Raw genomic sequence first — 26,491 nt, 5'->3', positions numbered from 1 at the left:
CTTTCTAATCGTCCACACTCCAACGAATCACACGCCCTACAATCTGCACGTTTTCGCTGCTGACAATTGCGCTTTCAAATTCGGGATTGTCGCAAACGATTTTCAGGCTGCCTGAAATTTGGCTGAAAATCTTCCGAATAAAAAAACGCTCGCCACTTTGAATTTCGTAGATTTTCCCATCAATAATCGCGGTTTGGCTCGTGTCAATGGTTAGCTCGCTGCCCTGTGGAAAGGTCGGCAACATGGCATTGTCGGGCATAACGATTTTTTTTAGGCTGCCTGAATGTGGCTCGCTAGGTAAAAAATTATTATTGACGGTGTTTGTTTGGCTTTGCCCTGTGAAATAATTCTGCGTTCCGTGATTACTTCCTTGAATAGATACACTGCTATTTTTATTATTGACCATTTTCGCCATTTGTCGGATTTCTTCAGCTAGTCTCTCACTAAAATCATCAACGCTAATCCTCAATTCTCGCGCAAATTGGCTCGCTATCTGCGCATTTAGTAGATTGGTTCCATTTAAATAATGATTTAAACCACTCTGACTGATTCCAAGTTTTTCAGCCAAAAGCTCTTGTTTTAATTCAAGCTCTGCCTTTTTTCTATTAAAAATTTCTTTAAGGGTAAAATTTTCAATTTTTTGCTCATCTGACAATTCTCTCTTTTTCATTGTATTTCTATCCCTAATTCTAAAAAACTCTATTTTATGACTTAAGGTAATAAAAAATGAATTCACCGCTAGTAATATTTATTGACTTTATTATGATTAGCGGTAATAATACGATTAGATTTAAATTATTTTGGAGGTTTTATGAATCAGAAAAGTTTACAAGACTGGGTAAATGAAATTGGTCAAGTAGAAACTGCTAGAAAAATAGGAGTTACCCAAGGCGCAATTTGTCGCGCATTAAAGAGTAAAAGAAATATTTTCATCAAAGAAAGTAACGGATTTGTTGAAGCATTTGAAATTAAGAAATTTCCACTTCAGCGAAAAGAAACGCCTGAAAAGGCAGCGTAAGCAACCGTTGAAAGGTTTGATGATGAAACAGGAATATGAAGCATGGCGTTTTTCCGTTAGTGAGATGAGTGAAGCGGAAATTATCGCATATTTTAAGTGGTGGGGCTTTACCGATGAATTAGGGCATGAATTGACAATGTGCCAGCCATTTTTAGATTTGGTTGCTGCTGTGAAAAAAGCAGAAGAATAAAGGAAACCCCCACGCGAACGCAGGGGCTTTATCAACAAAGCTGAAAGGCTTTCAGCAATTTTTCAGAGTAAGTCAAGAAAGCTAACAAAGCTAGCAAACTTAACGGAGAAAATTATGCAACAAATTGAAGAAAAAAGCAAGCCCTACCCATTTAAATTGGGCAGCCAAAACGACAGAATTTGCCAATATTTACTTAGCGGCAAACGCCTAAAAAATTACGAATTCCGCGAGAAATTCAACGTCTTAGCATACAACCAACGAATATCAGAAATCCGTCAACATGGTTTTGATGTTCATTGCGAACAAATCGGCGATTCAGGTGTTTGGGTGTACTGGATTCCCAAAATTTCAAAAACACAGCCATCAGGAGCAACAGAATGATTAATAACAAATTTATCCCAAACAGCTTTCAAGTACCTAATGCTGTTGTTGATGATTTGATGCGTGATTTGAAAGATGTGGAATTTCGCTGCTACATCAGCCTGATTCGCAAAACAACAGGCTGGAATAAAGAAAGTGATTATGTTTCCGTTTCACAATTCATGGAAATCACTGGCAAAGGAAAAACCGCCATCATCGCAGCAATGAAAAATTTACAACAATTTGGATTGGTCATTGAAGTTGCAAGAGCAAAAAATGGTATGAAATGTTTCGCGCTGGATATGGAAAAATTAACGCAATGGAGTTCAGAAAGTGAACCTCAACCGGTTCAAAAAGTGAACGGTTCAAAAAGTGAACGGTTCAAAAAGTGAACCAGTTCAAAAAGTGAACCAGTTCAAAAAGTGAACTGGGGCGGTTCAGAAAGTGAACCTCAACCGGTTCAAAAAGTGAACATACAAAATACCAATAACAAAACACACTCTATTAAAAACAATATACGCGCAAGCGCAAAAGAAATTCAGCTGAAAATGCTGACTGACTTAGGTGTTGATGAACAAGTCGCAAAAGACTGGATTTCCATCCGCAAAAACAAACTTACTCAAACCGCATTGAACGCAATTGAAAAACAAGCACAGCTTGCAGGTTTAACCGTAGCACAAGCGGTTACCGTTGCTTGTGAGAATGGCTGGCAAGGTTTTAAAGCTGAATGGGTGTTGAACAAAATGCGGCTTTCAGGCAGCCAAAACTGCAGCAACTTTGTCCCAACAACAAACGCAGTAGAGACGCTAACTGAAGAACAAGGCGGCGTATTCAATGGCAAGGGTGAACGGATTGATTTATCCGATGTGGATATTGAAGATATTGATTTTTAAGGAGTTTAAAATGGAAAAATGCAGCCACTTCGTTGAAAGTCTTGTTGCACGTTTAGCAGGCGGTAGCGCAAATTTTACTGTTACCGATACGTTTACCGCGCATTGCCAAAAACACGGTCAATACACCGCAAAACGCTATCAAAGTGGTCGAGTTTCGCCTTGCCCAACTTGCCTTAAAGAAAAAAAAGATGAAGAATTTCAAGAATATGCTGAAGAAATTAAACGGCATAACAGTATGCAAGCTGCTAAAGTTGTGCGTGAAAAATTAGCGCAATCGGTGGATATTCCGCCACGCTTTATCGGCAAAACCGTTGCCAATTGGCAACCTGAAAACGATGCAGAAAAGGCAATTAAAAAAGCCATTGTAAATTATGGGTTTGCCATTCAATCAGGCAAAGCAGGCGCATTAATTCTGCATGGGAACAAAGGAACTGGAAAAACACATTTAGCTTGCGCCTTACTCTCAATGCGAAAAGCACAAATGGGAGGCAGCGTCCAATACGCAACAGTAGCTGATTTATTCCGCAAGGTGCGCGAAAGCAAGCGGTTCTCATCAACGCCTGAAAGTGAACTAATTGAAGAATATGCAAAATTTGATTTACTTGCACTTGATGAAATCGGTAATCAGCGTGGCGATGATGACGAAAAACGCATTCTATTTGACGTGTTGAACAAACGCTACGAAAAAGCCTTGCCAACAGTTTTGGTATCCAATTTGACACGAGAAAAACTAGAAGAATTTTTAGGCGAGGTGCTTTGGGACAGATTGCAAGAAAACAGTTTTATCGTTTCTTTCAGTGGCAAAAGTCGCAGGGTCGCGCGAAATATTGCAGACGGTTTTAGTGATTAAAATTTTGGCACTATTTGACAAACGTGGTTTTGGCAAGGCAGCCTGAAATGACGTACCAAGACGAATTAAAAACCTACTACCAACGCCGCGCAGATGAATTACAGGCAGCGTGGCAAAACGCCAAAACCGATGAAGAAGCAGCGCGATTACAGCGCGAACTTGAACCATTGATGAATTGGTTAATGAAAAATGGAGAAAAATCATGAATATTTATATTTCTATTGTGTGTTTTTTAGCTTGTGTTTTAAGCGGTGTGTTTATTTTTCTTCTGGGTCGTTGGATTGGCAAAATTGAACAGGAATCCAAAACACGCCAAGACATCAAAAACACAGGGCTTTTTATGTTGAACGATGGCTTTTATCAAGCAACAAAAGTCAACAAATCGCGCCAAGTGATTGAACCCGAAACGCTGCAACACGCTTTCAGGCAGCCTGAAAAGCCAAATGGAGCAAATCATGAAACACACTGAACGATGCGCAATTTTCGCCCAAAATCTCAACACGTTGCTTGAAGAAAAAGCCTTTGATTCATGTAGCAATGCACAATTAGCCAAGAAATTTAACCAATTCATGGCAGATTGTTTCCCCGAAGAAATGATTGTGATTAATGGCAGCGTGATTGGCAATTGGCGCAAAGGAGTTGTTTTGCCATGCCTTGAGTATTTTGGCTTTTTAACTAAATGGTTGGACTGCGAACCAACGGATTTGTTGGCTTTATTTTAATTGGAAAGGTATTAGAAAATGGCATTAATGCTTTTACTTATTATGTTGTTAATATTTCAGACTTGGTTAACGTGGTACATCACAGAATTGATTTTCGGAAAAAAAACAAAACGCAAACCGCGTTTCAAATGCCAAAGACGACAGCCAAGCGGCAACGTGAAAATCATTTCAAAAATTTAACCACTACTTTTGCCCTACCACTCTTCCTATTTGGTTTCTGTGAAAAAATTCAGCCCTAACAATGTCTTCAGTAGGGCAGAAGTAGCAACTACTCTAATTATTTAACGAGAATTAACAATGAAAGGCACGAAGATGATTAAAAAATTAGCATGGGCAGCGTTATTGTTTTTAGTTGGTTTTTGGTCTGCTATTGAGTTCGTTGTGGATTTGGGAAAATTTTCAGGTGCAATTTCTTTGCTGTTTTTTGGCTTGGGCGTGTTGATTACTTATGCTTTATTAAGTTATTCACAAGATGAAACAGTCGCATGGATTGAGTACGCGCAATACTTGGAAAAAGAGTTGCAAATCAAAGAAAAAGTATGCGCCGATATGGAAGAAATTTATGGCGGTTGGCGTGGCGGAATCCGCGGCGAAATCAAACAAGATTTAGGGCTGGCTTACGGTGCAATGAAAGAAGAAAAGCCTGAACAATTTTTTCGCACAGTTAAGGTGGGCGTGGCAGCGCAGTCATTTTTCAGTAAATCAGCGTGGGCAGATTGGCTAGAGAGTCAATATTTTGAATTACTTAGTGAAATCGCCCAATTAACCGATGACGACAACGACTGGGAACGCGTAGAAGAATGGGAGCGCGTGATTAATGCGTGATTAATGTTTGATGTTATTTTTAGACTGAAAGGATTTTTTGATGGCAACGCGTAAATGCAAAGTTTGCAAAATTGAATTTGAGAAACAACAGCCGTTGCAATTTGTGTGCAGCCCAAAATGCGGTATTGAGTACACCAAAATTCAAAATGCTAAAAAAGCAGAAAAAGAACGGTTGCAAAATCAACGGTTGCAACGCGCAAAAAAGCGTGAACTGGAAACAATACCCGAATTAACACGCAAGGCGCAGGCTGCCTTTAACCGTTTTATCCGATTGCGCGACCGTTTCAAGCCGTGCATCTCATGTAGCAAGCCAAACAATGGCACATCAAACACGTTTGATGCTGGACATTATCGCAGTGTTGGCAGCGCAGCACATTTGCGATTTGATGAAAACAATGTTCACGGTCAATGTAAAAAATGCAATCAATATTTAAGTGGCAACGCGGTAGCCTATCGTGCTGGTTTAATTAATCGTATTGGTTTGGCAGCAGTTGAAGCGTTGGAAGCGAACCATACACCGCGTAAATGGAGCAAAGACGAATTGAGAAACTTGGCGGCGTTGTATCGCCAAAAATGCCGTGAATTGGAATGAAAGGCAGCCTGAAAATGTCCGACAAATTTATCCGCAAATTCGGCAAAGAAAACCGCCGCGCAATCATGACAACGGCTTGGGAGGTTTCAGGCAGCCTCACTGATGACGGTAAGCGTGCGATGATAACCATTGAACCAATTACGCGGAGCCATGAACAAAACGCCAAACTTCACGCGATGCTTGCCGATATTGCCACACAAAAGCTGTTCAACGGTAAAAAGCTGGCTGTTGAACAATGGAAAATGTTATTTGTGAGCGGACACAGCATTGCAACAGGTGGACAAGCTGAAATGGCAATTGGGTTAGAGGGCGAAGTCGTGAACTTGCGCGAAAGCACTGCAAAGATGAGCGTAAGCCGTTGCGCAAGTTTGATTGAATATATTCAAGCATGGGGCGCGATGAACGATGTCCGCTTTCGGGCGAAATGGGACTGATTCACTGGGAATGAAAGGACGCATACTAATATGTTCCAACGAAAACATACGCGCGAAGAATTAAAATTTGCCATGATTTTAGGCAAAAATATCCGCAAAGCGCGTGAAGAAATGAATATGAATTTGCAAGAAGTTTCCACTCATTTGCGATACCCAAAATCAAAACTATCGGAAATAGAAAATGGTAAAAAAATTCCTAATGCCGTCTTGATGGGTCAGTTATCAGAACTTTTTGAAGTGAGCGTATCTTATTTCTACACAGGCAACGAAACAGATGTCGGGATTGAAAAATATTTTGATGTAGCGAGAATGTTTCATTCTTTCAAAACCGAGTTGAACGCCCATGTAGCTTTGAAAATTAAGCAATTTTGTATTCACGCCTTTCCAAATCAAAGCGCGAGTGAAGAATTGATTCATGAGGTTGAAGAATTCACAAAACAATCGCGACGCATGATTGCCAATAATAATGCACCTGATGGCGCATGGCAAGAAATGAAAGGTGGCACAAATTTTGAAATCAAATTGGGACATCTTGAAAGCAAATTACTCATGGCTAAAGATGCCATGAATTTACAAAAACGTGCTAAGAAACAATTAGATGAAAATACACAATTGGAGTTAGATTTGTGAAAGAAAAAAAATTAAGTCCAAAGCAACAAAGATTTGTTAATGAATATATGATTGATTTGAATGCTAAACAAGCCGCTATTCGCGCTGGGTATTCAGAGAGAACAGCTGAACAAGGCGCAGCACAATTATTGAGAAATATTAAGGTATTAGAACAAGTTAGGATTGCCCAAGCCGCCAAAGCCAAACGCAATGAATTAAATGCCGACGAAGTATTGAACGATTTGAGAGAATTGCGCGATATGTGCATGGGTCGTAAGCCTGTCAAAATCAGTCAAAAACAAAAAGACGAAGACGGTAACGTCTTTTATGAGGAAGTTGAAATCACACAATTTGATGCGAACGGCGCAAACAGATCACTCGAATTGTTGGGCAAACATTTGAGTTTGTGGACTGAAAAAATTGATTTGAATGTTGGTGTTTCAGATGACGTATTGGAAAAAATGGCGCAAATGGAAGAGCAATCTCGTCAGCAATCCATCATTTTGGCGAAAAAAATTAATGAACGGCATAATGGGAACGCGTGATTTTCGTCATTTCATCGCGAATATTATTCAGGCTGCCTGAAAGATAGTGATTGCAACACGAAAGCGGTTGTTTCTCTCATTCATCTCACTACCGTTTCTTTCAGGCAGCCTGAAACGTGAGATGAGATTGACGAAAGATGAATGATGAATTTTTTAGAATTGGTGCAACGCAATGGTAACGAAGTGCAAACCGATAGCCGTTTGATTGCCAAAGCGTTTGATAAACGACACGATAATGTCATTTACGCAATTGAAAATTTGGATTGTTCGCCTGAATTTGCTGCCCTTAATTTTAAGGAGAGCTATGAAATCAGTGAGTTAGCGAATGGTCGCCCTGTGAAATATTATCATGTCACCGAAAAAGGCGCGATGTTATTGATTATGGGATTTTCAGGCAGCAAAGCGATGAATGTGAAAGAAGCATTCATTGAAGCATTTGCCACCATGCGAGAACAGTTGAGTTTATATCGTGAACTATGCGAATTGCACGCCTTGCGTGATGCCAAATTTACAGAAGCATCGGAATGTGGGCGCGGTTTAGCGCATTGGGCGCGTGAAAAATCGCGTTTGAATATGATGATTAAGCAGCGTGAACAAAAAATCCAACCGCGCCTATTTGAATAAGGAAAAAATCCATGTTTATCGCAGATTTTGTAACGAGAAGAATTAAATCTCAAATGCAAGAATTAACTTTGCAACAAGCGATTGATTTGTGTCAAGTTCCTGATAGTTTCAATGAGCAAGGCATTTCACGCGCCTTGCAATTTATTGTTAAAGAAACCAATTTGCCACTTGATAAATGGACAGTTCAAGAGCGGATTGTCGCCTTGTTCCACTACATTACCGCCCAAGAAAAAGGCGATTGGCAACTTGTTGACAATGGCAGTGTAACAGATTATTTGATTGAACAGGATTATCCCGAAACACCTTATATATTTCAAGATGATGGCGATTTGTTTCACATTGTCCCACTAACAGGAGAATACGTTGAAGCCATAGAACGCGCAACCGATAGCACGCGTGGAAAGTGGATTTTAGCAGCAATGGCAGCCACTATTAGAGCAGAAAATGATGATTTTGACGGTATTCCAGACGAGCGAATCAGTGAAAATATGACGCGATTGCTAGCCTTACCCGAAAGCGTGTTTAACCGATTTTTGGCACATTTTCAGGCAGCGCAAATTCATTTAGCGCATTGCGTGAATATTGATTTTCACGATGATGGCATTATTCTTTTGCCGAAAGGGGGTACAGGTTTGCCGCCTGTGCGATTTCAATTTGATGAAGTCTTGGAACAACCAACGATTGCGTTATGGCGAAAGCTTGATGAATTTAGCGCAAACAATTTGCTTACAACACAAATTTGATTTGAGAGGCGTGCTGCAATGGCGCGTTTCTGATGCTGAATCATTGGTATCCAGTCAAGCATGGGAAAACAACATCAAGCAAAAAAGTGAAATTATTCAAGCACAAGCGGATATGATTGCGTCAGTCAACAAAACCATATCAGGAGCCGCCAAGTCAACTAATGAAACCATTGCAAAAAATATGGCGGTTTTAAATCGTTAATTTTCAGGCTGCCTGAAACAGGAACGCTGCCTTGTCTTGTTGTTTTTTGTGAAAAAATAAGACTTTCGCAATCTCATATCATATATTAAGGGAAACATCATGGTTGAAACCGTTAAAAAGCAAGAAGTTAAAAAGCAAGAAGTTGAAAAGCAAGAAGTTGAAAAGCAAGAAGTTGAAAAGCAAGAAGTTGAAAAGCAAGTTTTAACAGTTTTAACAGGCGACAATGTTGCGCCTGAAATTTTGTTGCAAGCTGGCGGCGGTAAATATCCGTTTACACTGTATGCGCAAAACATTACACAATCCACAATCGCGCTGCCTGAATTGCAAACAGATGTGCAGGCGTACGCTAAAAACGTACGTCTGACATTCAAAAATGAAAACGCCTTAGGTGTGTTTTGCGTGAATTACGCGCATTTTGCGTCTTTGTGGGGTTGGGATGAAAATAATGGCTTGATTTTGCGCACAAAGGAGATTGAATAATGGCTCAAACAATCTACAAACGCCAGTTAATCGGGCAACAATCAGGCGTGCAAGTCAATATGCCACGCGATACGGTAGAGCGTTTGCTGTCAGAACTTGGCAATCAGTCATTTTCTGTAGTCGGGCAGTTCACACGTGGGCGAATTGACAAGCCGTTTCAAGTATCATCAAGCAAAATGCAGCGTTATCTTGGCAAGCCACAATCCATGCGCAAAAATGCTGCGAATGAAACTTATGTGCAGATTTTTGAAGCATTTGCCAACGGCGCGGCGGCGGCTGTTGTGTCTCGTGTGGTTTCAAGCAATGCGGTTAACAAATGGATTGTGGTCAAAAAAGACCCGAGTACGCCAATTGATGTTGGCGAGACGTTGGATAATGGCTCTGATAATTGGCTGTTTGCTGTGAAAATAGCAGATTGCATCAACGATGGCGTTTACGCAACGATTATTCAAGAAGATGCGGACGGTTACGAGTATACCGTTACCATTCGTGAACGCGATGCCGATAGTTTGGGAAAAGAAACAGGTTCTGGCGAACAATTGTATCAATTTTCAGGCAGCCTGAAAGTTGATGCGCTAGATGATGTAGGCGAAAGCTATTATATCGGCGATGTCGCAGCTAAATACTACGGCGATTGGGTTGAAATTGATGTTAATGAAAACGCTACGTCCGACAAAACCACATTCAAAACGGCGCAATCTGCTACTGTTGTGAATTTTGTAGATGGCGCATCACCTGATGCAAATGCCTATCAAAAAGCAGCAATCGCTTTAGGAAACACGCCATTACAATACCGTTATATTATGGGCGACAGCAACAATACCGCTCTGATTACAACATTATTGGGTGTGGCACAAAAATACAATCGCATCATGATGCAAGAGATTTCAGGTAGCTTGACACCTAACGCCGCCATTGCTTGGAAAAATACGTTTAATTACAATGCACAAGGTGGAATGTATTGTTTGTGGATTTGGTCGCCCATCAAACGAAAAGACCCAACAAACGCGTCAGGCGTGTATCAATATGGCACGGTTGGGCAAAAAATCGGTTACGCGTGCGCCCGAAATTCACAAACGAACGGTTTCGGTTTAGCAAAAATGAATCAACCGATTGCTGGAAAAGATTATTATCTAAGTGGCGAGAGCATCACGCAAACTTATTTCCCTGATGATGTTGAGTTAGCAGAATTGGCAAAAAACCACATCAATCCTGTTCTGTATGCTGAATATCATGATGGTAGCGGTTTTGTTTGGGACGACAGCTTGAGTGGCGCAAAGAAAAACGGTATTTCACGATTGGAAAATGCAGTTGAAGTTTCCCAATGGATTCAAGACAAATGTGGTAAATATTCGCGTTCATTGTTGCAAAAACCGATGACTGAAGCCATTCGTTCAATGAAACGGTTTTTAGAAGATGAATTGCAAGCAATGGCGGCTAGCGGTTGGATAACTGCATCAACACAGCTAGGAGGTTCGCCCTATTCTTATTCTGTTGCACCGTCTGATCGCAATCCTGAAGATGAAATGCAAGTTACTGTCAATATTGCGATTGATGGTGTTGTTCGCCGTATTTTCGTGTCGCAAAATATGTATTCACGCTCTTAATCTTCAGGCAGCCTGAAATAGGAATAGGAACAAATTCAAAAACCGTATTGTTTTTAATCAACAATACGGTTTTGTTTTTTTTGGAGTCAAAAAATGACAATCGCATGGGACAAAACCGTTTCTTTAATTGATGATGACGGATATTTCATTGGCGTTCACAAAGCAGAATTGGATTTAATCGCCAAAGACGGAAGTTACATCATGCCATTTAATGCGGTTGATGTTGAACCGCCCATTTTGAACGAAAATCAAGCTGCACTTTGGAATGCGCCCAATTGGAAAATCGTTCCTGATTATCGCGGCAAAACTGCCTATGAAACCGCGACAGGCAAAGCGGTTAAAGTGGAAAAAATCGGCGAACTAGACAAAAGTTTAACGTTTGCTGAACCGCCTGATTTTGAAAGTGTTTATATTTGGGACGGTGCGAATTGGACGGTTGACAAAATAGCCCAACAAGAAAAAGAACGCCAAAATTTTCAAGCAGCCAAATCGCGCAAATTGCGAGAAGCAAATCGCGCTGCACAAAACCTTGTTGCCAGTGCCAGTGGCATGAATACCACACCTGATTTTGAAGTCCAAACTTGGACTCTTCAGGCAGAAGAAGCACGAGCTTGGGCGCAAAATCCCGAAGCAGAAACGCCTATTCTCAATCAAATCGCTGCCATGCGCGGAGTAGATGCCAACGAACTCAAAAACGCAGCATTACGCAAAGCAACAGCTTATTCATTGCTTGCGGCGAACATTGCAGGTCAGCGTCAATTGATTGAAGACAAAATCAATTTAGCTCAAACGTGGGACGATTTGAACGCAATTGAGTTGGTTTTCAAGCTGCCTGAAATCAAAACGGAGAACTCATGATGATTGTTTTAGCTCTATACAAAGGTCGCGGCGATTGGAAAGACAAGGCGATTAAATTTTTCACACGTGGACAATATTCACATTGTGAAATGGCTGTTGCCAATGGCGATGAGTGGGATTGTTACACTTCAAGCCCAAGAGATGGCGGTGTTCGCATGAAAACAATGAAATTATCGCCAACAGAATGGGATTTAATCAAGCTGCCTGAAAAATACATTATGCCAACTATTCAGTTGTTTCATCAAACAAAAGGCGCAAAATACGATTTAATCGGTGCATTATCGGTGGTTATTTTGGCACGAGAAAATCGTGAAAAATGGTTTTGTAGTGAGTGGTGCGGCAGCGTTTTGGGGCTGCCTGAAAGCTGGCGGTTTTCGCCAAACGATTTAGCGGTATTCGCAAAAGGATTAACAAAATGATTTTAAAAGATTTACAGGTATCGGACAAAACTGCGCCAAAAGAATTGTTGAAAATTTTCAAACGTGCTGGTGCAGAAGTTGTCCAATCAAGCGTAGAAAAAGCCAAGCGACAAAATTCAATTTCATTCAAAACAGTACATTTAACCATGTCCGATAGTCAATTGATTGATTTGCGCGTAAAAGAAACTGGCGATATTTATCAGGTGTTGCTTAATGGAAAAATTATTGCAATTAAAAATCAAGATGATGACAAAGTCGCTGTTTCTGAAATTGTCAAAGCGTGGGTAGCCAATGTAGACAAGTTTCAAGCGGCTCTAGCAAAGAAAAAAACACCATTGCCAAAAGGTGTGAAATCTACCCGAAAAAAAATCATTGAAACATTGAAAACGGAAATTGCTGAATTGGATGCATTAATTGCCGAGCGCGAAATGCAAATTCAGGCAGCCTGAAACAGGATAAAAAATGTCTCTCTACAAACCAATCAGTAGCGCAACACGAGCCGCGTTAGGTGTTTCAGGCAGCGTGTTAAATGGCGCAGTTGGAAATTTAACCAAGAGCCTGAATTTAGGCGACAATTTAGGCGGACAGCTTGCCAACACCGCACTGACCGCCGCAAGTAATTTAGGCGTTTCAGAAATCACTCGCCGCGTGTCCAATCCGTTAATGAATGTGGCAAACAAATTGGATACGCGATTAAAAAATATCGCAAGAAAAGGTTTAAAAACATTCGGTTTGAATGCGTTTGACAATGTCGGATTGGCTGACAACGCCTTACAACACATGGGAAATTTGTCCATTCGTCAAGTTTGGGAAAATTACAAATTGATGAATGTTGATGATTTAAGCCGTAAAAATTTCTTTGTTTTAGAAATCAATGACCGCAGCCATTCTGCCCCAACGAGTGGCGGCGGCATTCATTCGCAATTCAATTTGCTGACAACGCAATTATCGTTCAATTCAGTTGATATTCAAGGCGAAGCGATACCGATTGGTGCAGTGGAAATGGACAAACCAAGCGCAAATAGTCGTACTACGTTGAGTATGAATGTTTTTGACGATGCACACGGAACAATCAAGAGATGGGCAGAAAACAAAGCACACATGATTGCTGCATCAGATGGAACTTTCATGCCGCCAGCTTATTATGTATTTGATGTTCGTATTGTTTTCGGAACAAATATTCCAGATGAAAACTATTACGAGCAAATCTACACCATGCGTATGCAAACCATGCCACACGAACTCTCACGTAACGACAAAGGACTTGAAGAATTGCAGATGACATTCACGCAAACGGATACTTTTATGCCGCATTGGATTTAAAAAATGGCAAACAATACAATTAATTATGAATTCATTACAGCACAATTGAAGCATTGGTTATCGTGTCCACCAAATGGTTATTTGGGTAGCGACTATGGTATTGATTTAAAACAATACTTACATAAACCAATGTCTCAATTTGATGCAGATTACATTATTGCAAAAATGCGAGCGGATATTCCAGTATTGAAAATGCTGCCAATCAATTCCGTAAACATCTACGTTATAGATGACCACGACGATGGCAAAAAAATCATTATTCAAGTGGCAGAGAAATATTTTCAGGCAGCCTGAAAAATGCGATTTAATCATTATTTTTTTTGGAGCAAAAAATGGCAGATGAATTAAGTGTCATAATTACCACAGCAGGAATTAACGCTGCAAAAAACAACATTCCTGATAAGAATGGGTTTAGCATTGTCATCAAATACGCAGATGTTTATTCGGACGGCGTGAAAAAAGGAAGATTTGATGCAACAGGCATTGTGTCTGGTAGTCAAAATCAAATAACCGTTCGCAGCACAATTACAAGCGCAACCGAAGAATACACATACAATGAAGTACATTTGATTGATGGTATTTCTGGTGTGGTTTTTGCGACCGTCAAACGAAAAGATGGCAAAAACTTTGATTTTGTTTCTCCATTAAAAAAATCTCTTTTGGTGTTTGGATTGACCTTTTCATCTTTGGCAAATGAGAAAGTTACGGTTCAATTTTTGGAAAATTTTACCATGTTTGTGGAATTGGACGAACATATCAAAGATGAAAATGCGCATCATGAATTATTTGCTAAAAAAGTTAATATCACACATCCAGCGTTTGAATTGATTGAAGTTAATAATCTTTCCACCATTCAGAATACCGCATTGTTTCGTTTTCAAGGAGACAAGACAAATTTAGTCGGTGCGCCCGATGAAACAGGCAATCCTGATGGAGTAGGTATTCAACTGGGTTTTAATCGTCAGCGTACGCAAATTGTCGATACAGGCGATTCGTTGATGTATCGAAACGATGATTCAGATGATAATTTGCAAGATGAAAACAACTGGAAAGCATGGGAAAAAATCCTAACCGATAGAAATTTCCGCGAAATGTTTCAACAATATCTTGTGCCAGTGGCAACGGTTCAATTTGTGGCGCGTTCCACAGCACCTGATGGTTGGTTAATTTGCAATGGCGCGGCGATTTCTCGCACGGTTTATGTAGATCTGTTCGCGGCAATCGGTACGACATTTGGCAATGGGGACGGCTCTACCACATTCAATATTCCTGATTTGCGTGGGGAATTTATTCGCGGTATTGATTTGGGGCGTGGTATTGATTCGGGGCGCGTCTTCGGCTCAAAACAAACGCAATCTATGCAAAAACATTATCATGGTATAGGCGAATTAAATCAGGGAAATGATGATATTTCAGTGATTTCGAGACAATGGCGTACTGATGAACCGTTTCCGTTTTACTCAACTTATGGCAACAGCGACAGCCAACAATCTGCAATGAATCAAAGTTTTGGTAGATTAGCGACTTCAGATGAGATTATTAACAGTGGCGAAACCCGCCCCCGAAACGTCGCGCTTTTGCCTGTCATCAAATATTAAAAAAATTCAGGCTGCCCATCATGATGATTCATGTTTCAGGCAGCCTGAAATTTTTAATTTTATTGTGCGTGTCCTGTTGTTCCGCCGCTATCGCCTTGATGATGATGATTTTTTAAGCTGATGCCATCTGATGTAACATCGCCATTGACAACATTCAAGCCGCCATCGCAAGATACCGTTCCACCTTTGCCATTATTCATGCCAGCATTCATGCTGACAATTTCTTCATTAACGACTGGAGATTTATTTGTGATTTGGCTGTTGTTGGTTGTTGTACCAGTGGTTTCAATGGTTTCAAATTGAATTTTGAGGTTTTTCCCTTTTAAAATCATTTCGCTATCGGCAGACAATTCAATGTTTTGATGATGGTATCGTCGCCAACCTACAACGTTTCCCACTTCAGGCGGACGAAATCCTACCACAATTGGATAGCGTGGATCATTTGCCAAAAAATCCACCCAAACCGTATCGCCAGACAAAATTTCAATTTCAGTATGACTGGATTTGTCGCCAAGTGAATACATCAAATCACTTTCAGGCAGCAAATTATCACCATCAGTCATGCCTATAATCTCAATGCGAACCTTTCTTCGTGTTGCATCGTATTCACGTATCACCGCAGGATATAAAGACATTTTTTAAATTCCTTTCTTTGGTTGGGTTGTCAAATCAACCGATTCAATGACTGAGTAACCTTTGATTTTGCCATCAGCAGTAAAAGTGTGTGGCATGGGCGCAGTCAAATATGGAATTTGAACTTCAAGCGTGAGTGTCCACGTCAAAATAGTTAAATTCGTGCGTTCTGGCAAATCTGCCAAATCGTCAGAAACAGGTATTTCGTTCAGGCAGCCTGAAAGCACAAAATCATAACCGCCAAAATGCCATTTAATCGGAAATCGGTATTGGTTGAACCTTGAAAAATACAAGCGCATTTGGCTAGTCATTGATTTTGCTGTACTGCTTGTGTGGCTTAAAAACGCGATTTGAACACGCTGCTCCACAAAATCAGAACGCATCTTATACCATTCGCCATTTTCAACTAATTGCGCGTATTGAGGATTGGGCAAAGCGCGGTTACGGTCGGCTGAAATTGGCTGTGCATCTTTAGCAAAAGCTATTAATACAATTGGCAAAGGTGCGTTGATGCCATTTTCACTGCCTTTTGCGGTGTCGTGGTATTTTTTCAGCAATTTTTCAACGTCATCAACCATTCGGTCAGCGCAAATCACTGCACGCAGACTTCTATCACGATTCAACCAGTTTTGCATTTCATCATTGACAGGAATGATTTCATCTATACCTTTTAAAAAATGCTCAACAAATGATTGTTTGATAGGCAGAATTCTTCCAATATTATTTTTCAAGTGATGTCTCCATTTTCAAAATCAAAAGGCTGTTCAAGCGGTTGTAAATGGAAAACCGTCATACGCGCCATCGGCATTTGGATAGATGAAGCTGTGTCATGGATTTGGTAATGTTTGGCAAAACCATGACCAATCCAAATGATGCGGTCATCATTTTTCGGTTCAAACTCGTTTTCATTAAGTGGCACAATGTACGCTACGACATCATTCTCGCCATAGTCAAGCGTATTAACAGCAAAATCACTGCCTGAAATACGTCCTAAAAACAACATTTTACCCTCGCCAATTTTGATTAATTCATATTCATCTTCATCTTCATTGGACAATACTAATGCTCCTCCTAAAGTTTCAGGATTTTGGCGCGTGAATATTTTGCGGTACACCCAGACATCAACGGCATTTGGATGACGCAAAGTTAAAAGACGACTGGATTTATTTATTGCGTGTGGAATTTGTGTCAGCATATTCAGGCTGCCTGAAAAATAAAAAATGTATTTTCGCAGCATAATGAAATGGTTTCATTTCAATTCCTGTGTAATGGAACAGGAACGCTAAATCATTCAGGCAGCCTGAAACCCTAAAATCACATTTAATTGATTGGAATGTGATTTTTATGTCTACCGTTTTTCAGAAATCAGAATTTTATAATGCGGCAATAAGCGAATTATCTAGTGGCAATTATCCTGCCTTGTCGGCGCGTTTGGCGTTAGGCGATGTAACGCTTACTCAGCAAATTGGTGCGATGGCACAAATGTTAGCCATGCTTTCATATCAGTTGGGTTTAGCCGAAGTTGAACCGTGGGTAAAAGCACGAGACAACATGGTTTTAGCAGATGCGGCGATGCGTGGCGTGTTGCCTTATGGCAAGGCAGCGATTTACCGTGCGAACATCATCAACAAAGGCGTTTACACACACAATATTACCGCTGGACGGCGGCTATTGGACAACAAAGGGAGAATTTGGACAATTGCAAATGGCACAACAATTGCATCAGGCGAAACGCAATCGGTTCAAATTGAACAGTACGAATTAAGCGAAAAAGTCCACACCGTAACCGAAAAAAAATCTTTCTACACAATCAATATTCCACAGCCTGAAACCGATAGCTATTTGTTGGATGTTGCGGTTAAACATTCGGACGGTGGTTATTTTCAATTCTCGGAAAAATTCAACAACGTCAGCGCAAATACACGAGCTTATCACTTGGTTTGTGATGAGATGATGAATGTGATGGTGCAATTTGGGTTGGAAAACAAAGCAGGTTACATTCCCGAAAAAGGCGAAGAAATCACATTTATTTTGCGCTACACCAACGGAAACGCCACTTTAAACAACGCTACCGCGTTGGAATTTGAATATATGCAAACGCATGAAGAAGATTTGACGATTTTGTCGGCGGATTTGATTCAAGCAGGTGCAGCACCATTCTCAATTGATGAGTTGCGCGAAATCACGAATTATCCGAGTCTGTACGACAACAACGCGGTTTTTTTGGGCGAATTTCAATTTTTGGTGCAGCGCAAATTGTCGCCGTTTGTTTTTTTGAATGTGTGGAATGAGCGCAAAGAAGAAGCGGTTCGCGGCGCAAATGTGGACAACATCAACACGCTTTTTGTGTCGTTTTTGAAAGACGGCATAGATATTGATGAAGCTAAAACCCAAATCACGCGAATTATTCAGGCAGCCGATAATTCCTACCGTTTGAAATTCGTTGATGCGGTAGAAGAAAAAATCAACATCAACATCACACTAACCCTTGCACCGATGCACGATGAAGCGGCGGTCAAGCAGAAAATTATCGTGTATTTGGTCGCGCAATACGGAAAAAACAGCGCATGGGCAAGAAAAGGCGGACAACGCATCAATTGGCAAAATACCGTTAAATCTTTGCGTGAAAATATTACAGAATTGCAAGACGGTGTTTCTGATATTGATATTGAAAGCGTCCAAAGCAGCAACTTGCTGCCTGAAACATTCCGTTATGTTTCAAGCGATAGCGTGAAAATTGTTGCAACAAAACTCTATTCTTAAAAGGAAAAATCATGATAAATACCAAACAAAAAGCCGTAACTTTGTTTCAATCAACCGATTCTGACGCGCCAAAATTAACCAACAAATCAGGCAGCCTGATTGCGCTGCTTGACGCGTGCTTGATTGATGGTTATGGAAGTAAAAAACCACTTGGCTGGGAAAAAGCCTATTCGGGCAGTAATTCTGCGGCTTATCGTTCAACGAATGTGAGTAGCAATCGCCATTTTTTACGCGTTGAAAACTCAACAACCAAATACGCAACGGTCATGGGTTGTCGCAGCATGAGTGCAATTGATGATGTTTCTGATTCTTTTGCTTATCCTGACAATTTCAGTAGATTTGGTTATATAGAACAAGTCCAAAGTACAAATGCTGGGAAGTGGTTTTTGATTGGGCATGACAAGGCATTTACCTTATTGGTTTCCAGTATTGATGGTGGATTCAGCGAATGTTTGATTTTTGGCGACTTTCCTACTGTCGTGCCAAATGATACTGGCAATACATTGTTCTATTCGGGACATTACCACGATTACGAATATCATTATCCTGTTGGAATGGTAACTAATAACTATTATGTCAACGATTCCTACGCTCGCAATATGCTGATAGCGAAACACTGGGATGGCACACCAAAGGCAGTTTCCGCAAATTTAATTAGTCTGATGCTACATGATTCCTGTCATGCGCCATACCCTGATCGAATTACAGGCGGTCTTCAGGCAGCTGAATGCTATTTGCTTGAGTCGAATAATCAAGGTAATAACACAACAGTTTTTGATAGCATACGCGGATTACTGGCAGGATTTTTTAAGTGTGGTCAATCACTTAATAATCTTCCTGATGGAAGTGTCATTAAAATTGATGGCAGCAATGATAACTATTTGAAATTTAAATTGGGAAGAGCCGACAGATTTTTCTTTTTAATTAATGCATCTTACTGGGCGGACAATGGCGTATGAGTCATTCAATTATTTCAGGCGGTTTTTTGTTTAAAAGCAATACACGCCGTTACAACATGAAATCCTTGGGTAATATTTTGCAAGGTGGTTTTATGTCGTGTGGGTTTTCGGGGGGCGTTGGTTTTTTTTCATCAGGCTTGACGGATATTGTTACGGTTGATAATCAACCAGCGGTTCGTAAAGTTTTTGTACTAGAGCAACAAAGTTTGCGTTTTGTTGCCAGCACTTGGAGCGATACGGACGGCACTTGGCGCATTAACGGTTTGAATCCAAACCGTGAATACATCATCATGTCGTTGGACAACCACGACAGCAATTATCGCCCAGTCGCATGGGATAAACGCAAACCAATCATAGGTTAATCATGCCAACATACCCACTTCAATTCAAAACCACGCAAAACCGTACAACTTTTCCGTTGGCGTTTGGGCGTGAAGAAGAAAACCAAGACAACAGCAATCATGACAGTGGGAATATTAAGCCAATCAATCCTATTGTCATTATTGAGGAAAAACGCAAGTCTGATAGGCAGTTGTTGCCATTGGTTAAATCGCATCGTTATGGAGAAGTAGAAGCGCAGTTTTTCGCGTTATTGATTGCTTTGTTTAAAGCCAAGCTTTCAGGAAGATTCAATGATGTGAATGTTTACGGTGCGCCGCATTTGGGTTCGCGAACCTTATTGCGTCAATATCTTGTTTCTCAAAATGTAGCGAATTTCAATACCGAAGCGTTAGAAGAAAATGCAATGCGTTATTTACTCATGGCTTGGCGGTACTTGAATGGCAAACGTGGCACGGCATTTTTAGAAACTTTTATCCGTTGCGTTTGGGGGAGCGATTTTAAAATTTTGCCATTGTATTGCAAAAAAGACGGCAGCTATCCCGAAAGTTGCGCCACGCTGCCTGAAATCGCCCAACTGGAACATCAAGAAAGTGATTATTTTTTAACCAGTCGCTTACGCGTTCAATTGCTTGATGATATTGGCTATTTTGCAACTGAAATTGGCAATGGCTTGAATAATGTGTTGCCAGCGCGGTTAATGGTGGCAGAAATCGCGCGTGAAGTAACACTTAGTGCGGATTTGTATATCAATATAGGCGGTGCGAGTTATTCAGTGGTGTTTGCCACTGGCAAAGCTTAACAGGAACACAGCCCAAAAAAACACAACAGAACCCTTACACTCAATAGTATTTGAAGTGTAAGGGTTTTTTATGGAAATTGAAATTGAAATCACGCGCGGACAATACCGCATCAAGAACGGCAAGGCACGGCAATACGCCGCCGATTATGGCTATATAACAGAGACGCGCGGAGCAGATAACGAACCGATTGATGTTTATCGCGGCTTGTTTCCAAATTCAAAAATGGCGTACATCATCAATCAGTATCACGGCGGATTTTTTGATGAACATAAGGTCATGTTGGATTTTTACGATAAAGAACAAGCAATTAATGCTTATCGTCTGACAACTGGCAATACACCTGAAATTTTCTCTTGCACGATGCAACAGCTCAAATGGTGGTTGCAATTTGGCAATCACGCTGCGCCTGTTACGGCACAATCTTTTCCTTTTGACAACGAGAACGAAGACATGATGACACAAGGTTTCAACACAAATTGGACGGACAAAACCGCCGCACAATTTATCTACGAAATGCGCAAAACCGATGAATATGGCGAATTAACCGAAGCGGCAACGCTTGATGCGATTTGTTTTGATGAAGAACAAGACGGCGCACAAATTGAATTTCAGGCTGCTTTTGATGCACTGGCAGTAGAAAACAAGCGTTTAGAAAAAACCGCACAATTATTGGGTTTGGCGTTAAACCGCACTTCAGGCAGCCTGAAAGTTGTGGAAAATGGCATTCAGATTTCTGCGCCAATGAAAAAAAACGGTACAACCAATATTGCAGTGATGTATGAAATGACGGACGGACAAACGGTATCGGTTTTGTTCCACAATCCCGACACAACGCCTGCCAAAATCGCGCCTGATGATGTGTTAATTAGCTGGAAATGGCTGTTGAACCGTAAAGATATCACGATTGTAGTTGCCAAAGAAAATGGCAAAGATTTGCCTTTGCCTACTGTTGCGCGGCGTGTCATGGCGTTGGTGGAGAAAAATACCGCGCGTTTTGCCAAAGCCAATGCCAATAAAGCCGCCGAAACCGAAGAATTGGCGCGTTTGGAAAGCGAAAAGGCGCAAAAATTAGCGCGTTTGGAAGAATTGAATGCGCAGATTGAAGCGCGGAATAATTCAGGCAGCCTGAAAACTGAACCGTTAGACGAAAGTGCATTAGAGCCATTGAATGTGCCTGAAAATGCCACTGCAAAAGAAGTCCGTAAGGCATTGGAAACGTATTTGAAACAATTGCAAGGCAAAACGATTACCACATCAGATGGTAAAACCGTACGATTTAGTGGCAAATCTACAGGGCATATTACCAATGACATTATGCAACGTGAGAATGGTTTGGCTTTACAAGCTGCTGAATTTGCAGTTGAAGTGTTAAAAACGGGGCAATTCATTGAACGCCAAGAATTATACAAAGCACGTGAAAAAGATGGGTTCGTGGCATTCCATACCTACCGCAAATGGGTTGAATTGAAAGATGGCACGAAAATGAATTTGCAAGTGAAAGCAGGCGAATTGCAAAATGGATTATTGGTTGCAGGAGATGGCTTGATTGCTTATGCAATGAAGAACGCAGAAAAAATAAAAGAAGCCGAAAACAATCCGACTTCTTTTACTGGCGATAGTGCTAATGATGTATCGGGTATCTCCCAACTTCCGCATCGCCCTACGGTTCAGGTTGAGCCTACGTCCACATCGCAATGCAACAATCATACAGCCATTTACGATGCAGCGCAAGATAATGAACCGTATATTTTCATTGAAATTTTGGAAGTGCGCGAGAAAAATTCAGGCAGCCTGAAAGATGAAAAAAAACCGCTAGTTAATTCAAATATTCCATTGACTGCGGACAAGGCGACTTTTGATGAAGCCGAAAATTTTGTGCAAACTTATTTTGATGACTTAAATTCAGAGCAAGCAGAAATCTTGAAAAACTGGCTGGCTGAAAACCGCTTGCCCGATTTTTTAAATGAGGGAAAAATAAGCCATTACCAAGCGTTAGCGGATTATTTAGGGCAAGAAATTATCAATGGAATCAGAAATCCTAAAAGATTTCATGATAAAAATGGAAGCATTAGCCTGAGCAAATTGCGTAAATTTTTCTTGTTTGAGAATGCCAGAAAGTCAGGTATTTTGAATGAGTTAAATAAAAACGCAAATGAATTAACAGGTCAAGAATTGGGCAATTTTGATTTAAGTAATACTGAAAGCGTGAAACAATTGCGCCAAGCTACGCGTGAGCATTTAGAACGTTTGCGCGGCAAATGGATTTTCAATCATCATTTGGATGCGGATATTGAAATCCGTCAGCGAGGTATTGATGAGATGATTCGGTATTCTGCTAATCCTGTGAAATTACAAATTCTTGCCAATATTGAAAATTTAATTGCAACAGCAAAAAGCGTAGGCAGTGGATTTGAAGTAAATGGCAAACAAGCTGAAAAACCACACATCGCGCATTATTTCCGTTTGTGGAATACTTCAAAAGTGAATGGCGAAAGTTTTCCTATTCAAATTGTGATTGAACAAGATGAAAAAGGTTTGCTGCATTATGATGTTGTTTTGACAGACGAACAAAAAGCCGTTTTGGATAGTACTAGAACCCCCAGCTCCAAAAGCTGGAATGTTGTTCCTAACCAAAACGACTATGCGCTAGATGATATTGATTCGGATAATGAAAGTCAAGGGGATAATTTGAATTTGTTTGTTTTCAATTTGGCAGGTAATGAATTGAAAACAAATGAAGATTTCCAAGAATATGCTGATTATTTGGCTAGCGACCGAGAAAGCCAAAAATTAATTAATGAAAGCAAACAAAAATTTGATGAACAAAAAGCAGAACGTGAGCGGCAGATGGCGCAGGAAAAAGCTGAATTAGATGCGCAAAATACGATTATCAAAGAATGGATTGCGTCTGAAAATATGTCTGTGCGTGATGCAGGTTTGGTACTTAAAGTATTGAATAAAAAAGTAGATTTTTTAGGCAAAATTCAAACTACTGCCCAACATATTGAAGAAATCATCAAATTGAAAAATGGCGTAGTCCGCAACGGAACAATGGAAAAATACAGCCGTAAATTAGATGAATATATTGATGTAGAAACGGTAACTTTATGGGATAGCGATAACAAAGGTTATGCATTAGAAACCAAATCTGAACAAAATTTTGCGCGATATTTGGAGAAAAAATTTAAAAATTCAGGCAGCCTGAATAGTGAAAACAGTAGTCAAGACGTGCAAGATATTCAAGAATTTACTATTAAAAATCCTGATGGGACGTTTTCACACGCACTTATTCATAAATATAATAATGCCCCTGTAAGTCCTAAACAAAATGAAGAACCGCAAGAAATTGACGTTTCTGCGATTGATACGGATTTGAGTAAATATCAAAATGCAGATGATGAAAGTTTCAAAGAAGCGGTTGGGCGTGTGTTAGACCAATTGCAAGGCAAATACGTTAATACGCAAATTGGGAAGGTGTTATTTAATGCTGTATCAGTAGGCGAATTAAAACTGGGTACGAAAGAGAATAAAATCCGTGCAAGCCTTATTCCGTTTGTACCTGAAACGTTACAAAACGGCACATATTTAGGTAAATTTGAATTAGCGAAAGACCGTTCGGGTAAAAAAGGTAAATTTGTTGCATTCCATAATTTTGGGAATACAGTCGTTGTGGATAACAAAGAAATCAATCACGTTGTGAAAGTTGGTGAACGTGAAAACGGCGAATTTGTATTTATCGCGTATCACAGTCGCGCAGTTATGGATAGCGCAAACGAGAAAGAGACTGTTTCAGCCCCCGATACTGTCTCCAACATCAAGGCTGGTCGGTCAGAAGCTGAAACAATCTCTATGAATGCTATTTTGCGTAAAAAAGCTTATGGTGTCAATGGCGTTTTTGACGATATTGAAGATGGCAAAGACGGCTGGAATATTGAAATTATTTCCATTCGTGAGCTTAATTCGGTTGAGACGATTGAAATTGAAAATAGCACCGTGCCAGAGTTGGTAGGCGAAAATGGAAACAATCCACAATCCCCTATCGGGCTTCACGGTGCTAATGAGAATAATCCTACGCAAACGCCGCCAGACAGTCAAGACGATGTCGCTAATAGATTGAAAGAAAAACTATCGCAAATCGGCTTCACTGAGAAAAATGAAGACGACCAAACAAGCGAAGACGAAAACGTCCAAAAAGCCCGAGAATTTGCCAATGAATTAATCGCAAAAAAATATTCCTTGCAGCAAATTTTAGACGGCGAAATTGATGATAAATTAGATTGGCTGTTGTATTTGGACGGCAGCGAATACGAAGATTTAGCCCATGATGCCATGAAAGCCTACGCTGAATTGTTCTAAATGAAAAAAAGCCTTTCGGTATAATGTTAATCCCCATTAACAAATCGAAAGGCTTTTAAAATGAAATACAATCTGATTATTATGTACGATCTGCAACGCCCCAATCAAGATTATCATCGTCTTACCGATGAATTACATAAACTAGGCGCAATCAAATTGCAACAATCCGTCTATTTTCTTTCGGCTCATCAAAATCAAACAGAAATCATGGCAAAGCTGATTGAATGGATTGATGATGACGATAATTTGATTGTCGTGAACGCTAAAAATATTGAGTGGTTTGGTATTGAACAAAACGCACAAGAATTTTTATTAAAAAATTGGCAGCGTTAAAGCCCGTAGTAGGTTTTGCCGCTTTTGGATTGGCGGATTTTGGGTTTCTTGCATTTCCAATAAACAAAACAGCGTTTTAGAATATTCAGCATTTTATCGCTCCCTAATCAGAAAACCGCATTATCCGTTTTTGGACAATGCGGTTTTTGATTGTTCCTGTTTTCAGGCTGCCTGAAATAAATCAAATTGAGAAAATTCCACCCAAGGCGTTTGGGTTTCGGGTGTATGAACAAGAAAATTTTGAATAAGCTGATTAACGGTTGCTGTTAAAGCCGCTTCCATAAAGGCTTGCTGCGATTGCAGAATATGAGAAACGGTTTCTCTTGATGTGTCAGATAATTGCGCGAACGTAAATTGCATATCCAATAAACCGCTTAATTGCCAATTTTCAGTATTCACTTGAATAGGGCAAAACAAGGCACAAACCACGCTGCGATTATCATCGCTAGGGATAACTTGAATACTTTGGTCGTGAAACGTAGGCGGATTATCGGCATGAGACGGCGCGTACTGATATTGCCATTGCAACACGCGATAGGTAAAACTACGCTGCATAATTTTCCCCTAAATGGCGCGGAATATAGCATGGCGCGGCAAATTCAGTTATTTGAACGTGAAACGCGATACCTAGCCATTCACTCACAGAAACGCCGCCTGTTTCACGGCTATATTGCTGCAAAGTTTGATTGATTTCGCGTAATTCATCATCGGATTTTTGCGCGAAAAATTGCGCCATTTTGTCGTGAAAATCGTCCATATCAAAACCTTTCGTACGTGTTGATGCTTTGCAACGTCCATTTTGGGAAAATCGCTTTGGGGCAACTGGCAAAAATGCAAATTTGATGCCGTTCGGCTGCCTGAAAATATTCGCGCCGTGATGTAACAAACGGTATACGCGATGTATGCTTATCGCCCAATTTAACCGCCACGCCGTGAAAAACATCGTGCCACAATTCGGGATTGTCTTTCAAAAACGCCAACACGCCGTGAACCGTGTAACGTGGTGCATCTTTGGGAAAATATTGGGTCAAAATATCCAATAAACTCAAAAAATGCCGAATATGCACAGCGTTTCCAACCAAATCATACAAATGCGTTTCATCTTTAAATTCAATAATATATTTTGCGACAACAATATCATAGCGATGTCTATTCCATTGTGTCGCATCGTATTCATTTGTCCAAAAATAATAGCCTTGTGTTGCCCACATATTCGCACCGTTGCCACTCAAAAACGGCATTTGGGCGGCTAATTGCGCGATATTATCCGTAGCGCGAAATTCGCCACTATGCCACGCGTATAGGCGGTAATTTGGGTTGAGCGACACGAGAGTATCCTTTCTTTTTTAGCGTAATTCTAGCATAAAATTCAGGCTGCCTGAAACAGGAATAGCCCGAAAAAATCACACCTTT

General features: G+C 40.4%; 38 protein-coding genes. 31 read left to right on the top strand and 7 right to left on the bottom strand.

From position 1 onward, the window contains the following. Window positions 1-4 precede the first annotated feature (4 nt). Window positions 5-670, bottom strand: a complete 666-nt coding sequence (locus tag BWP33_RS08440) for a LexA family transcriptional regulator (protein WP_104930366.1) — start codon at window positions 668-670, stop codon at window positions 5-7. A 141-nt stretch (window positions 671-811) separates the two neighbouring features. Between BWP33_RS08440 and BWP33_RS08435 the strand changes: the two genes are divergently transcribed. The 25 genes from BWP33_RS08435 (at window position 812) to BWP33_RS08325 (ending at window position 14,892) form a co-directional block, all read left to right on the top strand. After that, the gene (locus BWP33_RS08435) at window positions 812-1,018 is read left to right on the top strand and encodes a Cro/CI family transcriptional regulator (RefSeq protein WP_002642198.1); all 207 of its coding nucleotides are present in this window, start codon (window positions 812-814) and stop codon (window positions 1,016-1,018) included. A 19-nt stretch (window positions 1,019-1,037) separates the two neighbouring features. Beyond that, window positions 1,038-1,208: a hypothetical protein gene (locus BWP33_RS12475; RefSeq protein ID WP_155999577.1), complete on the top strand. Its 171-nt coding sequence runs from the start codon at window positions 1,038-1,040 to the stop codon at window positions 1,206-1,208. Between the two features lie 114 nt (window positions 1,209-1,322). Beyond that, entirely contained in the window at window positions 1,323-1,589 is a 267-nt protein-coding gene (locus BWP33_RS08430) for a helix-turn-helix domain-containing protein (protein ID WP_104930354.1), read from the top strand. After that, the gene (locus BWP33_RS08425) at window positions 1,586-1,960 is read left to right on the top strand and encodes a replication protein (RefSeq protein ID WP_104930355.1); all 375 of its coding nucleotides are present in this window, start codon (window positions 1,586-1,588) and stop codon (window positions 1,958-1,960) included. Before BWP33_RS08430 ends, BWP33_RS08425 begins: the two co-directional genes overlap by 4 nt. Window positions 1,961-2,035: 75 nt before the next feature. Further along, window positions 2,036-2,461 carry a hypothetical protein gene (locus BWP33_RS08420; RefSeq protein ID WP_155999575.1) on the top strand — a complete coding sequence of 142 codons (426 nt, stop codon included), beginning with the start codon at window positions 2,036-2,038 and terminating at the stop codon, window positions 2,459-2,461. Between the two features lie 10 nt (window positions 2,462-2,471). Continuing rightward, a complete protein-coding gene (locus BWP33_RS08415) occupies window positions 2,472-3,311 on the top strand; it encodes an ATP-binding protein (protein ID WP_002642195.1) in 840 nt (279 codons plus the stop codon). Window positions 3,312-3,358: 47 nt separating this feature from the next. Then, a complete protein-coding gene (locus tag BWP33_RS12470; protein WP_002642194.1) occupies window positions 3,359-3,517 on the top strand; it encodes a hypothetical protein in 159 nt (52 codons plus the stop codon). After that, window positions 3,514-3,780, top strand: coding sequence for a hypothetical protein (locus tag BWP33_RS08410; protein WP_002642193.1), 267 nt, complete (start codon window positions 3,514-3,516; stop codon window positions 3,778-3,780). The genes BWP33_RS12470 and BWP33_RS08410 overlap by 4 nt, the downstream gene beginning before the upstream one ends. Next, a complete protein-coding gene (locus tag BWP33_RS08405; RefSeq protein WP_002642192.1) occupies window positions 3,767-4,033 on the top strand; it encodes a hypothetical protein in 267 nt (88 codons plus the stop codon). Before BWP33_RS08410 ends, BWP33_RS08405 begins: the two co-directional genes overlap by 14 nt. Window positions 4,034-4,345: 312 nt before the next feature. Further along, complete coding sequence (locus BWP33_RS08400; protein ID WP_040629058.1) at window positions 4,346-4,858, top strand: hypothetical protein; 513 nt, start codon at window positions 4,346-4,348, stop codon at window positions 4,856-4,858. Between the two features lie 40 nt (window positions 4,859-4,898). After that, entirely contained in the window at window positions 4,899-5,450 is a 552-nt protein-coding gene (locus BWP33_RS08395; protein ID WP_002642190.1) for a recombination protein NinG, read from the top strand. A gap of 14 nt (window positions 5,451-5,464) precedes the next feature. Further along, window positions 5,465-5,884, top strand: coding sequence for a recombination protein NinB (locus BWP33_RS08390; protein ID WP_040629101.1), 420 nt, complete (start codon window positions 5,465-5,467; stop codon window positions 5,882-5,884). A gap of 30 nt (window positions 5,885-5,914) precedes the next feature. Continuing rightward, window positions 5,915-6,514 carry a helix-turn-helix domain-containing protein gene (locus tag BWP33_RS08385; protein ID WP_002642188.1) on the top strand — a complete coding sequence of 200 codons (600 nt, stop codon included), beginning with the start codon at window positions 5,915-5,917 and terminating at the stop codon, window positions 6,512-6,514. Next, window positions 6,511-7,038, top strand: a complete 528-nt coding sequence (locus BWP33_RS08380) for a terminase small subunit (protein WP_002642187.1) — start codon at window positions 6,511-6,513, stop codon at window positions 7,036-7,038. The genes BWP33_RS08385 and BWP33_RS08380 overlap by 4 nt, the downstream gene beginning before the upstream one ends. A 141-nt stretch (window positions 7,039-7,179) precedes the next feature. Beyond that, a complete protein-coding gene (locus BWP33_RS08375) occupies window positions 7,180-7,662 on the top strand; it encodes a Rha family transcriptional regulator (protein WP_051010367.1) in 483 nt (160 codons plus the stop codon). Window positions 7,663-7,673: 11 nt separating this feature from the next. Beyond that, window positions 7,674-8,405, top strand: coding sequence for a hypothetical protein (locus BWP33_RS08370; protein ID WP_002642185.1), 732 nt, complete (start codon window positions 7,674-7,676; stop codon window positions 8,403-8,405). Continuing rightward, window positions 8,365-8,607: a hypothetical protein gene (locus tag BWP33_RS08365; RefSeq protein WP_002642184.1), complete on the top strand. Its 243-nt coding sequence runs from the start codon at window positions 8,365-8,367 to the stop codon at window positions 8,605-8,607. Before BWP33_RS08370 ends, BWP33_RS08365 begins: the two co-directional genes overlap by 41 nt. Window positions 8,608-8,706: 99 nt before the next feature. Further along, complete coding sequence (locus BWP33_RS08360; protein ID WP_002642183.1) at window positions 8,707-9,087, top strand: hypothetical protein; 381 nt, start codon at window positions 8,707-8,709, stop codon at window positions 9,085-9,087. Then, window positions 9,087-10,694: a hypothetical protein gene (locus BWP33_RS08355; protein ID WP_002642182.1), complete on the top strand. Its 1,608-nt coding sequence runs from the start codon at window positions 9,087-9,089 to the stop codon at window positions 10,692-10,694. The genes BWP33_RS08360 and BWP33_RS08355 overlap by 1 nt, the downstream gene beginning before the upstream one ends. A 93-nt stretch (window positions 10,695-10,787) precedes the next feature. After that, window positions 10,788-11,552, top strand: coding sequence for a tail fiber assembly protein (locus tag BWP33_RS08350; RefSeq protein WP_002642181.1), 765 nt, complete (start codon window positions 10,788-10,790; stop codon window positions 11,550-11,552). Further along, window positions 11,549-11,971 carry a hypothetical protein gene (locus tag BWP33_RS08345; RefSeq protein WP_002642180.1) on the top strand — a complete coding sequence of 141 codons (423 nt, stop codon included), beginning with the start codon at window positions 11,549-11,551 and terminating at the stop codon, window positions 11,969-11,971. Before BWP33_RS08350 ends, BWP33_RS08345 begins: the two co-directional genes overlap by 4 nt. After that, window positions 11,968-12,420 (top strand): defense against restriction DarA-related protein, encoded by a 453-nt coding sequence (locus tag BWP33_RS08340; protein ID WP_002642179.1) that lies wholly within the window; start codon window positions 11,968-11,970, stop codon window positions 12,418-12,420. The genes BWP33_RS08345 and BWP33_RS08340 overlap by 4 nt, the downstream gene beginning before the upstream one ends. Before the next feature lie 13 nt (window positions 12,421-12,433). After that, the gene (locus BWP33_RS08335; RefSeq protein WP_002642178.1) at window positions 12,434-13,294 is read left to right on the top strand and encodes a hypothetical protein; all 861 of its coding nucleotides are present in this window, start codon (window positions 12,434-12,436) and stop codon (window positions 13,292-13,294) included. 3 nt (window positions 13,295-13,297) lie between these two features. Continuing rightward, window positions 13,298-13,588, top strand: a complete 291-nt coding sequence (locus tag BWP33_RS08330) for a hypothetical protein (protein WP_002642177.1) — start codon at window positions 13,298-13,300, stop codon at window positions 13,586-13,588. Window positions 13,589-13,626: 38 nt separating this feature from the next. Continuing rightward, on the top strand, window positions 13,627-14,892 hold the full coding sequence (locus tag BWP33_RS08325) for a phage tail protein (RefSeq protein WP_002642176.1): 1,266 nt from the start codon (window positions 13,627-13,629) through the stop codon (window positions 14,890-14,892). Between the two features lie 59 nt (window positions 14,893-14,951). Here BWP33_RS08325 and BWP33_RS08320 read toward each other — a convergent pair whose 3' ends face one another. From BWP33_RS08320 to BWP33_RS08310, 3 genes are read right to left on the bottom strand one after another with little or no spacing between them, the layout of a single operon-like run. Next, window positions 14,952-15,527, bottom strand: coding sequence for a hypothetical protein (locus BWP33_RS08320; RefSeq protein WP_002642175.1), 576 nt, complete (start codon window positions 15,525-15,527; stop codon window positions 14,952-14,954). 3 nt (window positions 15,528-15,530) lie between these two features. Then, window positions 15,531-16,256, bottom strand: coding sequence for a hypothetical protein (locus BWP33_RS08315; protein WP_002642174.1), 726 nt, complete (start codon window positions 16,254-16,256; stop codon window positions 15,531-15,533). After that, a complete protein-coding gene (locus BWP33_RS08310) occupies window positions 16,253-16,762 on the bottom strand; it encodes a hypothetical protein (protein ID WP_155999571.1) in 510 nt (169 codons plus the stop codon). Before BWP33_RS08310 ends, BWP33_RS08315 begins: the two co-directional genes overlap by 4 nt. 107 nt (window positions 16,763-16,869) lie before the next feature. On the opposite strand from BWP33_RS08310, the gene BWP33_RS08305 reads away from it, so the two are divergent. The 6 genes from BWP33_RS08305 (at window position 16,870) to cas2 (ending at window position 25,078) form a co-directional block, all read left to right on the top strand. Next, window positions 16,870-18,288, top strand: a complete 1,419-nt coding sequence (locus BWP33_RS08305; protein ID WP_002642172.1) for a hypothetical protein — start codon at window positions 16,870-16,872, stop codon at window positions 18,286-18,288. Between the two features lie 11 nt (window positions 18,289-18,299). Continuing rightward, entirely contained in the window at window positions 18,300-19,247 is a 948-nt protein-coding gene (locus BWP33_RS08300) for a hypothetical protein (protein ID WP_002642171.1), read from the top strand. Then, window positions 19,244-19,609: a hypothetical protein gene (locus BWP33_RS08295; RefSeq protein ID WP_002642170.1), complete on the top strand. Its 366-nt coding sequence runs from the start codon at window positions 19,244-19,246 to the stop codon at window positions 19,607-19,609. The genes BWP33_RS08300 and BWP33_RS08295 overlap by 4 nt, the downstream gene beginning before the upstream one ends. Before the next feature lie 2 nt (window positions 19,610-19,611). Further along, entirely contained in the window at window positions 19,612-20,388 is a 777-nt protein-coding gene (locus BWP33_RS08290; RefSeq protein ID WP_002642169.1) for a hypothetical protein, read from the top strand. 70 nt (window positions 20,389-20,458) lie between these two features. Continuing rightward, window positions 20,459-24,745 carry an LPD3 domain-containing protein gene (locus BWP33_RS08285; protein ID WP_002642168.1) on the top strand — a complete coding sequence of 1,429 codons (4,287 nt, stop codon included), beginning with the start codon at window positions 20,459-20,461 and terminating at the stop codon, window positions 24,743-24,745. 60 nt (window positions 24,746-24,805) lie between these two features. Further along, window positions 24,806-25,078, top strand: a complete 273-nt coding sequence (cas2, locus tag BWP33_RS08280; RefSeq protein ID WP_002642167.1) for a CRISPR-associated endonuclease Cas2 — start codon at window positions 24,806-24,808, stop codon at window positions 25,076-25,078. Between the two features lie 162 nt (window positions 25,079-25,240). On the opposite strand, the gene BWP33_RS08275 is transcribed toward cas2, so the two are convergent. Genes BWP33_RS08275 through BWP33_RS08265 form a run of 3 tightly spaced genes read right to left on the bottom strand, consistent with a single transcriptional unit; the run spans window position 25,241 to window position 26,406 of the window. Then, window positions 25,241-25,633, bottom strand: a complete 393-nt coding sequence (locus BWP33_RS08275; protein WP_002642166.1) for a hypothetical protein — start codon at window positions 25,631-25,633, stop codon at window positions 25,241-25,243. Beyond that, window positions 25,623-25,835, bottom strand: a complete 213-nt coding sequence (locus BWP33_RS08270; RefSeq protein ID WP_002642165.1) for a hypothetical protein — start codon at window positions 25,833-25,835, stop codon at window positions 25,623-25,625. The genes BWP33_RS08275 and BWP33_RS08270 overlap by 11 nt, the downstream gene beginning before the upstream one ends. A gap of 1 nt (window position 25,836) precedes the next feature. Next, window positions 25,837-26,406: a hypothetical protein gene (locus BWP33_RS08265; protein ID WP_002642164.1), complete on the bottom strand. Its 570-nt coding sequence runs from the start codon at window positions 26,404-26,406 to the stop codon at window positions 25,837-25,839. Between the last annotated feature and the right edge of the window lie 85 nt (window positions 26,407-26,491).

The organism is Simonsiella muelleri ATCC 29453 (assembly GCF_002951835.1).
Lineage (GTDB): Bacteria > Pseudomonadota > Gammaproteobacteria > Burkholderiales > Neisseriaceae > Simonsiella > Simonsiella muelleri.
Note: the sequence above shows the minus strand (reverse complement) of the source record. Positions and strands in the feature narration are given on the sequence as shown.

Bases quoted from the DNA above. Each gene is read 5' to 3' on its own strand.
- BWP33_RS08405 (WP_002642192.1), top strand. From the start codon at position 3,767: ATGAAACACACTGAACGATGCGCAATTTTCGCCCAAAATCTCAACACG.
- BWP33_RS08440 (WP_104930366.1), bottom strand. From the start codon at position 670: ATGAAAAAGAGAGAATTGTCAGATGAGCAAAAAATTGAAAATTTTACC.
- BWP33_RS08360 (WP_002642183.1), top strand. From the start codon at position 8,707: ATGGTTGAAACCGTTAAAAAGCAAGAAGTTAAAAAGCAAGAAGTTGAA.
- BWP33_RS08425 (WP_104930355.1), top strand. From the start codon at position 1,586: ATGATTAATAACAAATTTATCCCAAACAGCTTTCAAGTACCTAATGCT.
- BWP33_RS08340 (WP_002642179.1), top strand. From the start codon at position 11,968: ATGATTTTAAAAGATTTACAGGTATCGGACAAAACTGCGCCAAAAGAA.
- BWP33_RS08325 (WP_002642176.1), top strand. From the start codon at position 13,627: ATGGCAGATGAATTAAGTGTCATAATTACCACAGCAGGAATTAACGCT.
- BWP33_RS08390 (WP_040629101.1), top strand. From the start codon at position 5,465: ATGTCCGACAAATTTATCCGCAAATTCGGCAAAGAAAACCGCCGCGCA.
- BWP33_RS08350 (WP_002642181.1), top strand. From the start codon at position 10,788: ATGACAATCGCATGGGACAAAACCGTTTCTTTAATTGATGATGACGGA.
- BWP33_RS12475 (WP_155999577.1), top strand. From the start codon at position 1,038: ATGATGAAACAGGAATATGAAGCATGGCGTTTTTCCGTTAGTGAGATG.
- BWP33_RS08415 (WP_002642195.1), top strand. From the start codon at position 2,472: ATGGAAAAATGCAGCCACTTCGTTGAAAGTCTTGTTGCACGTTTAGCA.
- BWP33_RS08435 (WP_002642198.1), top strand. From the start codon at position 812: ATGAATCAGAAAAGTTTACAAGACTGGGTAAATGAAATTGGTCAAGTA.
- BWP33_RS08290 (WP_002642169.1), top strand. From the start codon at position 19,612: ATGCCAACATACCCACTTCAATTCAAAACCACGCAAAACCGTACAACT.
- BWP33_RS08375 (WP_051010367.1), top strand. From the start codon at position 7,180: ATGATGAATTTTTTAGAATTGGTGCAACGCAATGGTAACGAAGTGCAA.
- BWP33_RS08275 (WP_002642166.1), bottom strand. From the start codon at position 25,633: ATGCAGCGTAGTTTTACCTATCGCGTGTTGCAATGGCAATATCAGTAC.
- BWP33_RS08430 (WP_104930354.1), top strand. From the start codon at position 1,323: ATGCAACAAATTGAAGAAAAAAGCAAGCCCTACCCATTTAAATTGGGC.
- BWP33_RS08385 (WP_002642188.1), top strand. From the start codon at position 5,915: ATGTTCCAACGAAAACATACGCGCGAAGAATTAAAATTTGCCATGATT.
- BWP33_RS08345 (WP_002642180.1), top strand. From the start codon at position 11,549: ATGATGATTGTTTTAGCTCTATACAAAGGTCGCGGCGATTGGAAAGAC.
- BWP33_RS08270 (WP_002642165.1), bottom strand. From the start codon at position 25,835: ATGGACGATTTTCACGACAAAATGGCGCAATTTTTCGCGCAAAAATCC.
- BWP33_RS08365 (WP_002642184.1), top strand. From the start codon at position 8,365: ATGAATTTAGCGCAAACAATTTGCTTACAACACAAATTTGATTTGAGA.
- BWP33_RS08370 (WP_002642185.1), top strand. From the start codon at position 7,674: ATGTTTATCGCAGATTTTGTAACGAGAAGAATTAAATCTCAAATGCAA.
- BWP33_RS08320 (WP_002642175.1), bottom strand. From the start codon at position 15,527: ATGTCTTTATATCCTGCGGTGATACGTGAATACGATGCAACACGAAGA.
- BWP33_RS08285 (WP_002642168.1), top strand. From the start codon at position 20,459: ATGGAAATTGAAATTGAAATCACGCGCGGACAATACCGCATCAAGAAC.
- BWP33_RS08395 (WP_002642190.1), top strand. From the start codon at position 4,899: ATGGCAACGCGTAAATGCAAAGTTTGCAAAATTGAATTTGAGAAACAA.
- cas2 (WP_002642167.1), top strand. From the start codon at position 24,806: ATGAAATACAATCTGATTATTATGTACGATCTGCAACGCCCCAATCAA.
- BWP33_RS08305 (WP_002642172.1), top strand. From the start codon at position 16,870: ATGTCTACCGTTTTTCAGAAATCAGAATTTTATAATGCGGCAATAAGC.
- BWP33_RS08410 (WP_002642193.1), top strand. From the start codon at position 3,514: ATGAATATTTATATTTCTATTGTGTGTTTTTTAGCTTGTGTTTTAAGC.
- BWP33_RS08400 (WP_040629058.1), top strand. From the start codon at position 4,346: ATGATTAAAAAATTAGCATGGGCAGCGTTATTGTTTTTAGTTGGTTTT.
- BWP33_RS08355 (WP_002642182.1), top strand. From the start codon at position 9,087: ATGGCTCAAACAATCTACAAACGCCAGTTAATCGGGCAACAATCAGGC.
- BWP33_RS08295 (WP_002642170.1), top strand. From the start codon at position 19,244: ATGAGTCATTCAATTATTTCAGGCGGTTTTTTGTTTAAAAGCAATACA.
- BWP33_RS08300 (WP_002642171.1), top strand. From the start codon at position 18,300: ATGATAAATACCAAACAAAAAGCCGTAACTTTGTTTCAATCAACCGAT.
- BWP33_RS08335 (WP_002642178.1), top strand. From the start codon at position 12,434: ATGTCTCTCTACAAACCAATCAGTAGCGCAACACGAGCCGCGTTAGGT.
- BWP33_RS08310 (WP_155999571.1), bottom strand. From the start codon at position 16,762: ATGCTGCGAAAATACATTTTTTATTTTTCAGGCAGCCTGAATATGCTG.
- BWP33_RS08330 (WP_002642177.1), top strand. From the start codon at position 13,298: ATGGCAAACAATACAATTAATTATGAATTCATTACAGCACAATTGAAG.
- BWP33_RS12470 (WP_002642194.1), top strand. From the start codon at position 3,359: ATGACGTACCAAGACGAATTAAAAACCTACTACCAACGCCGCGCAGAT.